Source organism: Pseudoalteromonas sp. OFAV1, from assembly GCF_021532595.1.
Lineage (GTDB): Bacteria > Pseudomonadota > Gammaproteobacteria > Enterobacterales > Alteromonadaceae > Pseudoalteromonas > Pseudoalteromonas lipolytica_C.
In genome coordinates, this window is the sequence record NZ_JAKGBG010000059.1 from 18,925 (window position 1) to 27,261 (window position 8,337).

At 39.9% G+C, this 8,337-nt stretch carries 11 protein-coding genes; 9 read left to right on the forward strand and 2 right to left on the reverse strand.

The genetic code is table 11. The features are described from left to right. Positions 1-49: 49 nt before the first annotated feature. The 6 genes from dapF (at position 50) to L1267_RS21170 (ending at position 4,766) form a co-directional block, all read left to right on the forward strand. Positions 50-880: a diaminopimelate epimerase gene (gene dapF, locus L1267_RS21145; protein WP_135923164.1), complete on the forward strand. Its 831-nt coding sequence runs from the start codon at positions 50-52 to the stop codon at positions 878-880. Beyond that, the gene (locus tag L1267_RS21150) at positions 877-1,488 is read left to right on the forward strand and encodes a DUF484 family protein (RefSeq protein WP_235384026.1); all 612 of its coding nucleotides are present in this window, start codon (positions 877-879) and stop codon (positions 1,486-1,488) included. Before dapF ends, L1267_RS21150 begins: the two co-directional genes overlap by 4 nt. Further along, positions 1,485-2,438 carry a tyrosine recombinase XerC gene (locus L1267_RS21155; RefSeq protein ID WP_135923162.1) on the forward strand — a complete coding sequence of 318 codons (954 nt, stop codon included), beginning with the start codon at positions 1,485-1,487 and terminating at the stop codon, positions 2,436-2,438. The genes L1267_RS21150 and L1267_RS21155 overlap by 4 nt, the downstream gene beginning before the upstream one ends. 12 nt (positions 2,439-2,450) lie before the next feature. Next, positions 2,451-3,161 (forward strand): HAD-IA family hydrolase, encoded by a 711-nt coding sequence (locus tag L1267_RS21160; RefSeq protein ID WP_138557874.1) that lies wholly within the window; start codon positions 2,451-2,453, stop codon positions 3,159-3,161. Positions 3,162-3,422: 261 nt separating this feature from the next. Then, positions 3,423-4,397 carry a retroviral-like aspartic protease family protein gene (locus tag L1267_RS21165; protein WP_135923160.1) on the forward strand — a complete coding sequence of 325 codons (975 nt, stop codon included), beginning with the start codon at positions 3,423-3,425 and terminating at the stop codon, positions 4,395-4,397. 9 nt (positions 4,398-4,406) lie between these two features. Further along, positions 4,407-4,766, forward strand: coding sequence for a HopJ type III effector protein (locus tag L1267_RS21170; RefSeq protein ID WP_135923159.1), 360 nt, complete (start codon positions 4,407-4,409; stop codon positions 4,764-4,766). Here the strand turns inward: L1267_RS21170 and L1267_RS21175 are convergent. Both L1267_RS21175 and L1267_RS21180 read right to left on the reverse strand, forming a co-directional pair. Then, positions 4,759-5,172 carry a GNAT family N-acetyltransferase gene (locus L1267_RS21175; RefSeq protein WP_135923158.1) on the reverse strand — a complete coding sequence of 138 codons (414 nt, stop codon included), beginning with the start codon at positions 5,170-5,172 and terminating at the stop codon, positions 4,759-4,761. The two genes, L1267_RS21170 and L1267_RS21175, sit on opposite strands and share 8 nt — an antisense overlap. 308 nt (positions 5,173-5,480) lie before the next feature. Continuing rightward, a complete protein-coding gene (locus L1267_RS21180; protein WP_063528566.1) occupies positions 5,481-5,786 on the reverse strand; it encodes a DUF6482 family protein in 306 nt (101 codons plus the stop codon). Between the two features lie 80 nt (positions 5,787-5,866). On the opposite strand from L1267_RS21180, the gene L1267_RS21185 reads away from it, so the two are divergent. From L1267_RS21185 to L1267_RS21195, 3 genes are all read left to right on the forward strand, one after another. After that, positions 5,867-6,553: a pseudouridine synthase gene (locus L1267_RS21185; RefSeq protein WP_235384029.1), complete on the forward strand. Its 687-nt coding sequence runs from the start codon at positions 5,867-5,869 to the stop codon at positions 6,551-6,553. 68 nt (positions 6,554-6,621) lie between these two features. Beyond that, positions 6,622-6,996, forward strand: a complete 375-nt coding sequence (locus L1267_RS21190; protein WP_054554650.1) for a BlaI/MecI/CopY family transcriptional regulator — start codon at positions 6,622-6,624, stop codon at positions 6,994-6,996. 9 nt (positions 6,997-7,005) lie between these two features. Continuing rightward, positions 7,006-8,211 (forward strand): M56 family metallopeptidase, encoded by a 1,206-nt coding sequence (locus L1267_RS21195; protein WP_235384027.1) that lies wholly within the window; start codon positions 7,006-7,008, stop codon positions 8,209-8,211. The last annotated feature ends 126 nt before the right edge of the window (positions 8,212-8,337 follow it).

Below are 8,337 nucleotides of genomic sequence, written 5' to 3' on the forward strand. Positions count from 1 at the left end.
GGCAGCTCTGTGGCATGATTAGCTCAGAGCAATCCTGAATTAGAGCGTTATGTTAGTTAATTTCTCAAAAATGCACGGCCTAGGTAATGACTTTGTCGTTATTGATAACATCACTCAAAATGTTTTCTTATCTCGTGACCAAATAAAGAAACTGGCAGATCGCCATTTCGGCATAGGCTTTGACCAACTACTCATGGTTGAAGCCCCTTATTCTCCAGATTTAGATTTTCATTACCGAATTTTCAATGCTGACGGTAACGAAGTAGAACAATGTGGCAACGGTGCTCGTTGTTTTGCCCGTTTTGTGCGCATGAAAGGTCTCACTAACAAGCATAAAATTTCGGTTTCAACTAAATCAGGTAACTTGACTTTATACATTGAAAAAGATGGCCAAGTTACGGTCAACATGGGCCACCCAAACTTTGAACCAAACAAAATACCATTAAAAGCCAGTAAACGTGAGTTGACCTATATTATCCGCACAGAAGAGCACACGGTTTTCAGTGGTGCAGTTTCTATGGGTAATCCACACTGCGTGTTAGAAGTCGATGATATTCATACCGCCGAAGTGAACACTTTAGGGCCACTGCTTGAAAATCACGAGCGTTTTCCACAACGAGCCAATGTTGGTTTTATGCAGGTAATTTCTCAAGATCATATTAAACTTAGAGTCTGGGAGCGAGGTGTAAGCGAAACCTTAGCATGTGGAACAGGTGCCTGTGCAGCTGTCGTTATTGGTCAAGTACAAAATAAGCTTGCCAACACAGTGCAAGTAGATTTACCCGGTGGAAGCTTGCAAGTTCGCTGGCAAGGTGAAGGACATCCAGTAAGAATGACTGGCCCTGCTGAACATGTTTTTGATGGACAAGTGGCATTATGAGCAAACTAACAGAACAACAAATTGCACAATACCTAACTGAAAACCCTGATTTTTTCATTAAACAGCCAGAGTTACTTGCTGACATTGAACTGCATCAACAAGCTGCTGGAGCAACCTCACTTGTTCATATTCAACACCGCCAGCTCCGTGAACATAATACATTTTTGAAAAATAAGATTGATCAACTTCTTGAGCAAGCAAAAGAAAACGAATTAATCTACCGCCTGTTCAGCGAATGTCATCGCCAACTATGGACTAATTACGACTTTAAAACGCTCGCCATCAATCTGCGTAACATTATATGTACCAACCCACTAATTAATGAATGTCACTTAATGAAATATGAAAAGAAGTTTGATGATTTAATAACTCATCGACTACAAAACGATGGCATTTATTTAGGTCGTATCAACCAACAAGAATGCGATTTACTATTTTCTGGTTCAATACAGTCAACTGCCCTTTACCTGATCGGAAACACCGCACATCCTGTCGCCATATTGGCGTTTGGTAGTCATGATGTAAACCACTTTGAGCCCGCTAAAGATAGCTTTTTCGTACTTGAGTTTGTTCGCTCATTGCAACTGCGGTTATTGGAACTTGCATGAGCGATGTGACGACGCCAAATATTGATGAATTAAGTGATGCTTGGCGCACACCTATCCAACTTTTTGCAGATTATTTACGCTACGAAAAGCAATACTCAGCACACACAGTCAACCAATACACAAGTCAATTAGGCTTTGCAGCATTATACTTTAGTAAACTCTGTGAAAACTGGTTTGCTGTTCAAGGTGAGCATATTCGCCGTTACAGTATGCAACTACGAGGCAAACAACTGAGTGGCCGCACAATTAGCTTAAAGCTTAGTTGCATTCGTAGCCTCTACAAGTTTCTTAAAACTAAAAAGATTGAAAATCACGTTCACTACCATAACCCAGCTGAGGCTATAAAAGGGCCAAAGTTTTCCAAGCCATTGCCTAAAAATTTAGACGTTGATCAAATGGCAAAGCTATTAGAACTAGAAGGTGAAGAACCACTAACAATACGTGACAAAGCAATGATGGAATTGATGTATTCATCAGGGTTAAGGATTAGCGAGTTAGTTGGCGCTAACATACAAGATATAAATACCACTGAAGGTGAAATTTTAGTGCGCGGTAAAGGCAATAAAGAACGTTTATTGCCAGTAGGTAGCAAAGCATTAAACGCTTTAAAGTCTTGGTTAAAAATTCGTCCACAATTTGCACACCCAGATGAAACGGCTATTTTTTTGAGCAGCCAAAAAAAACGCATTTCAGTTCGTCAAGTCCGCCTCCGTATGCAAGAGTGGGGAATAAAACAAGGGATCAGCTCGCAAGTTCATCCTCATAAACTTCGCCACTCATTTGCTTCGCATATTTTAGAATCTTCTGGTGATCTACGTGCCGTTCAGGAACTATTAGGGCACAGCAGTTTATCGGCAACACAAGTGTATACACACCTTGATTTTCAGCATCTAGCCAAAGTTTATGATAACACTCATCCACGCGCTAAAAAGCGCTCAACTCCAGAGTAATACTTAGTAATTATGATCCGTTTTAACCGTGCTTTATCACCTGTTACTGTTTTAAGTTTTGATTTAGATGACACACTTTATAACAACCATCCGATTATAAAATCAGCTTTACAAGCGCAAGCTGATTATTTAGCAAAGCTGCCAGAATGGCCAACTAATGACACGCAGTATTGGCTTTATTGTCGTGACAAAGCCTTAGCGCTAGATCCAAGCCTCATTGACGATGTGACTCGCTGGCGACGTGCGGCACTACTCTATGCCATGCACGATCTGGGGTTTAAAAATGATTTAGCACAACAACATGCTAACAACGCCTATCAAGCATTTGCTGATGCTCGCAGCCAAATTACTGTATCAAAAGAAGTGTTAGGGCTATTAAAAGCTCTCAGCAAACAATTTCGCTTAATAGCAATAACCAATGGCAATGTCGAAGTCGACAAGTTTAACCTCAAAGGGGTATTCGAACTTGTCTTACAGGCAGGCCCTCATGGTAAAGCGAAGCCCCATCCCGGCTTATTCGACATTGCAGCAGAAAAGCTAAATGTAGCTCACAAAGAGATTTTGCATATTGGCGATAGTCTCGACACAGATGTTCAAGGTGCAAATAACGCTGGCTGTCAAAGTGTTTGGTTGAATAATCAGGCAGCAAATTACAAATACAAGGGATTAGCTGACATCGAAATTAACGATATCTTTTTATTGAATCATTTAGTTAAAAAGTAACCAATTTTTGTAATTTGTTTTATGCTTAATAAAGTATGGAAGATACATGGCAGTGTTAAATTTAAATATGCCTACACTTCTCGTATGGAAAATTAATTAGTTAAGTAAGGCGAAGGCACAAGTGAATTATCTACTAAAGTTACTACTCGTGTGCTCTCTTAGCCTTAATGGCTATTTCCTATGGCAATATGATAATTATAAACGATCAGCTGAGAAGCTAACTGAAAAAACACTGTTATAAAGCCCAGTAAAGTAACTAGGTTGCCAGAGAAGTTTCAACATGCAGTCGCCTTATTTCGCAATAATCTATTTGATGAAGCAGTTCTTGAGTACACGCAACTTTTAGAAAATAACCCAAGCTTTGCACTGCAATTAAAGCGTGCTTGGCAACAGCAACTTGAGTCTTGGCTATCCCACCATGATGACGAACTTAGCGAGCAATTTTTAACTGCCTTTTTGAATAGTCACCCTTATGATGTATCAATGTTAGAACTCGATGCAAAACGAATGATCAATCAGGGCCATGTTCAACAGGGAATTATTAGTTTAATGGCTTTACATAATCAGCTTGGAAAAAGTAAGCAAGCGCGATTCGCGAAGAGAATTTCGGAGCTAACAAAGTTAAAAGCAGAGTCATTGATTGAAGAACAAAACTGGCAAGAACTTCTCAATCACAGCCAACAATGGCTAGATTATATGCCGCAAAACACCTTTTATTTATTAGTTCAAGCGCAGGCTTATTTTCACCTAGGTGACTTAGTCGCAAGCCAAATTGCGCTTGAGCAACTTCCTGAAAACCATGAGCATAAGCAAGAAGCTGACGAATTATATCGTTTGATACAGCAAGCATTAGCAGGGGTTGAGGTTGTGCCTCTCATCCCACATGGCTCACATTATTTAGTTAATAGCATAATCAATGACGATACCGACGCTAAGCTAATGATAGACACTGGCGCAAGCTTTACGGTATTAACGCAATCACTGCTAGAACAACTAAAAGAACCCGCCCATTATCTTGGTACTATGCAAGTAAATACCGCAAATGGACTCGTTGAAGCGCAGCATTATCAAGTACACTCTTTTCAAATCGGTCAACAGCGGCTCTATAACTTCGATGTTCTAGTACTTAAAAGTCATGGCAGTTATGGTTTGCTAGGTATGAACTTCTTAGAGAATTTTAAGTTTAATATCAATCAACAAGTGAATGAGTTAGAGTTGATAAAAGATAACTATTAAGGACAGGTAATGACACTTAACGATTTCTTATCGAAATTAGCTAACACGCCACAGCAGTTAGAGTTTAAGGATACAATGGCTGTGATAGAGAGTAACTACCATTTCACTCCTAGTGGCTTTAACAATCATGGATTGATCAGTGCAGCAAATGAAAATAATGGCTCATGTAAAATTTTCGCCTTTGCAAAACTTAACCAACTAAGCAAACAAAATACCCTAGATTGTTTTGGCGCGTTTTATCGTGATGATGTACTGAAGAATCCTGAAGGGCAAGACCACATGAACATTCGCACCTTTATGCTTGCTCCTGAAGCAACTCCTTTTTTAGGAGTTACTTTTACCGAGCAAGAAGTACTGAAAGCTAAGTAAACAAAGATTTTTCCATAAAATAACGGCAACCATCGAGTGGGTAATTACTCATTTCATATTTAACTTGGTAGCCGTTTTTTTCGTAAAAGGGTTTGGCTTGGAAATCGAGTGTATCGAGTTGTGCTGTGTTTGCGCCAAGCGCTTTAGCTTTGCTCTCTAATTCCGTTAGTAAGCGGGTTGCAAGCCCTTTACCACGCGTTTTATCATCACACCAAAGCCAACTAATTAGCAGCCAGTTACCAAATACTTGGCCATGAATACCCGCCACAACGGTGTTATGCTTATTAACAAACTTAAAACCAACGGGGATACGTTCAGCATTAAAATGTGCCGCATTGTAGGCAACAACATGTTCTCTTAGCTGGTTATTTAAGTCAGCTGAGTCATCACTTTTTAATTGATACATAGTATATATACCCAAGCCACCTCAAGATGCAGAATTCAGCGTTTCACAGGTGCTTAATATCAAGGCGTTACTTTGCAAGAATGGCAGTCCCTTTTAAGAAGTAACAACGATGAGAGTAAGTGCCTGTGAAGCGCCCAAAGGGTTGGTTTAAATGCAATTTATACTGCGTTATTGATTTTAACAATAGAACCACTATTACTTGCAATCAATGCCTTGCCTAAATCGCATTTAATTCCAACTGAAACTCGCATCTTGAGGTGGTTTGGGTATATAAAATGTTATGACTCAGTATACGCTTATATCGTTAATCAGTATAAGTGGTTCTTACCATAGGGTACTTCGAGCATATTGCTGGCCAACTTTTCTGGCTGACCGCACATTTCGTCATAAGCACTGGTGTGGCGTAAAACCATATCTCCGTAACTTAAATGATCTAGGCGCTTTTGAATATGCAACGGACTGAGATCTCGTATAAATTCACCTTTCTCATCAGTAACATAATACTCAACGTTATTAATTACCACAGACACTTGATACAGCGCCATTTCCAACGAATGAAGGATAACTTTTTGCAGTGGCTGATGATCTGCAAGCTCTGATAACTTGATAGGCATGTGCGTTCCTCTTTGGTGGTGGAACCATTTATACGTGATTTTGGTATACTGTGATCAAATTAATTGTACAAAAAGCATCCATGACTGAAAAAGTGCGACTCGCCAAATTTATTGCCCATGCAGGTGTCTGCTCACGAAAGCAAGCATCGCGCTTGATTGACCAAGGTGAGGTAACAGTAAATGGTCGTGCTGCAAATCATATAGATCATGTTAATGAACAAGATGATGTAATTGTACTTGGCGAAAAAATTTCAACTAAAGCACCACTCACCTACTTTGCGTATCACAAGCCTGTTGGTATAGATTGCAAATTAAATGCTGCAGACCCAGCAAGCCTTATCCATAGCCTGCCTAAAACCACTCGGGTTTATCCAATTGGCCGGCTCGACAAGGACTCTCGTGGGTTGTTAATTTTGACCAATGACGGTGAATTTTGTAATCAACTGATCCACCCTGATTACCATCAACCCAAACGCTATTTAGTCACCGTAGATAAACCTCTCGATAGTGATTTTTGTCAAAAAATGGCAAACGGTGTGCCTGTAGATAAACAAATAACCCTCCCTTGTGAAGTGACCCAAGTCAACGAAACGCAGTTTTGCATCGTATTAAAACAAGGTTTAAACCGGCAAATACGTAAAATGGCACGTTTTTGTGGCTATAAAGTCATCGACCTTTTCCGCACAGATATCGCACAGCTATCACTAACCACGTTAAATTTGCCCGAAGGACAGATAGTCAGTATCAAAAAAAGTGACATTCTCTAACAAAAAAGTTTGCATTAATTGATTACGCGTGTAATCCTTAATTAAAGATTACATCTGTAGGCATAAAAATGATTGAACTTTCTAAAGCTGAATTCGAAGTATTAGATGCGGTATGGCTTGGCTACCCAGCCACGGCTAGTGAAGTAATTGCACGTTTAAGTGACGATAAAGAATGGCACGAAAAAACCATTAAAACGCTACTAAGCCGTTTAGTTAAAAAAGGCGCACTAAGCTTCGAGAAACAAGGTCGCCAATATAACTACACCCCTTGCATTGCCCGTGAAGAATACACTTTAAAAGAAAGCCAAAGCTTTATTGAACGCTTTTTTAATGGCCGTATTGCGCCATTGGTGAGTGGTTTTGCTAAATCAGAGCAACTCTCGCAACATGATATTGATGAGCTAAAAAAAGTCATTGATGATTGGGAAAAACAGCAAAAGTAAGGCTTTGTTATGTTAGATGCATTTTTTAATTGGCTGTTAGAACAACAGCTTTTGATCTCATCTGCAATTTTGTTTTTATTGCTGCTAGAGCGAAAATTATTGAGCCAGTTATCAGCGCGCTTGGTTTATACGCTGTGGGCACTACTACCTATTAGCTTACTGTTAGCGAACCTGCCAAACCACTTAAAGCCGATACAAAACGACTTTATCAGTAAGCTGACCATTACGCCAAACACAGCAATAATGCCGCAATTTACGCTAACGTGGTTCGCTATTTATGGCTTTATTACGGCTACTATGCTGATCACTGCCGTGTACTTTCATTATCGTTTTTTAGCGAAACTGCAACTAGAGCCAATTACGGTTGTTCATCACACCAGCCAAAGTATGCGCTTATACCAAAGCAAACAGGTGAGCTCACCTATGGTTGTAGGCGTTATAAATACCAAGCTAGTGCTGCCTACAAACTATCAAAGCCACTACGATAACCATGCTTTAGCGCTTATTTTAGAGCATGAATCTGTGCACATTAAACGTAAAGACAATCTGATTAATGCCATTGCTTTGAGTGCCACTATTGTGCAGTGGTTTAACCCAATCGCTTGGCTTGGCTATGCAAGCCTGCGCCGTATTCAAGAGCTTTCATGTGATGAGCAGGTACTCAAAAATAAATCGACAGAGCAACGAATTTTATACAGTAAGGCATTAGTGCACTGTGCAAGCTTTAGCAGAACAGGCTTAATGGCTTATTCACAATACGGAGATAAAAACACCATGTTACAACGTCTAAATCAAATAAAGCAGATCGACAACAGCTCATTTATCGCAAAAACAGCATTAGTTATTTTTACAGCGGGCATGCTTAGCAGCTTTGCCATTGCAAAACAGCCAATGTCAGTTGAAAAGACAAAAGACTATCAAGCGGTTATGCGCGTAGAACCGATATACCCAATTCAAGCTGCGGAGCAAGGCATTAGCGGTTCAGTCGTTTTGAAATACGATATTTTACCAAGCGGCGCCACCAGCAATATTAGTGTGGTAAGTGCAGAGCCTGAAGATGTTTTCAATCGAGAAGCGAAAAGAGCATTAAAACAATGGCAATATGCGCCATCTGAATCTGGCTTTAAAAACGCCCTAGTGCAACTCGATTTTTCCTTAGACGAAAACTATCAAGCTAATGATTTAATTGAGAAAGTTAAAGTCAGTTCTAAATAAGCTGTAGCAACTTAAGACCCTAAAGCAAGCGCCTTATTTAAGCCGCTTGCTTTGTGGTTTTTAACTATTTACCTTATGACTAGAGGCAAAGAGCGATCATCGCCACAGCGCAAACATAACCAATAA

What these genes read in the sequence shown, in the direction of transcription:
- dapF (WP_135923164.1), top strand. Translation starts at nt 50, where the DNA reads ATGTTAGTTAATTTCTCAAAAATGCACGGCCTAGGTAATGACTTTGTC.
- L1267_RS21150 (WP_235384026.1), top strand. Translation starts at nt 877, where the DNA reads ATGAGCAAACTAACAGAACAACAAATTGCACAATACCTAACTGAAAAC.
- L1267_RS21155 (WP_135923162.1), top strand. Translation starts at nt 1,485, where the DNA reads ATGAGCGATGTGACGACGCCAAATATTGATGAATTAAGTGATGCTTGG.
- L1267_RS21160 (WP_138557874.1), top strand. Translation starts at nt 2,451, where the DNA reads ATGATCCGTTTTAACCGTGCTTTATCACCTGTTACTGTTTTAAGTTTT.
- L1267_RS21170 (WP_135923159.1), top strand. Translation starts at nt 4,407, where the DNA reads ATGACACTTAACGATTTCTTATCGAAATTAGCTAACACGCCACAGCAG.
- L1267_RS21175 (WP_135923158.1), bottom strand. Translation starts at nt 5,172, where the DNA reads ATGTATCAATTAAAAAGTGATGACTCAGCTGACTTAAATAACCAGCTA.
- L1267_RS21180 (WP_063528566.1), bottom strand. Translation starts at nt 5,786, where the DNA reads ATGCCTATCAAGTTATCAGAGCTTGCAGATCATCAGCCACTGCAAAAA.
- L1267_RS21185 (WP_235384029.1), top strand. Translation starts at nt 5,867, where the DNA reads ATGACTGAAAAAGTGCGACTCGCCAAATTTATTGCCCATGCAGGTGTC.
- L1267_RS21190 (WP_054554650.1), top strand. Translation starts at nt 6,622, where the DNA reads ATGATTGAACTTTCTAAAGCTGAATTCGAAGTATTAGATGCGGTATGG.
- L1267_RS21195 (WP_235384027.1), top strand. Translation starts at nt 7,006, where the DNA reads ATGTTAGATGCATTTTTTAATTGGCTGTTAGAACAACAGCTTTTGATC.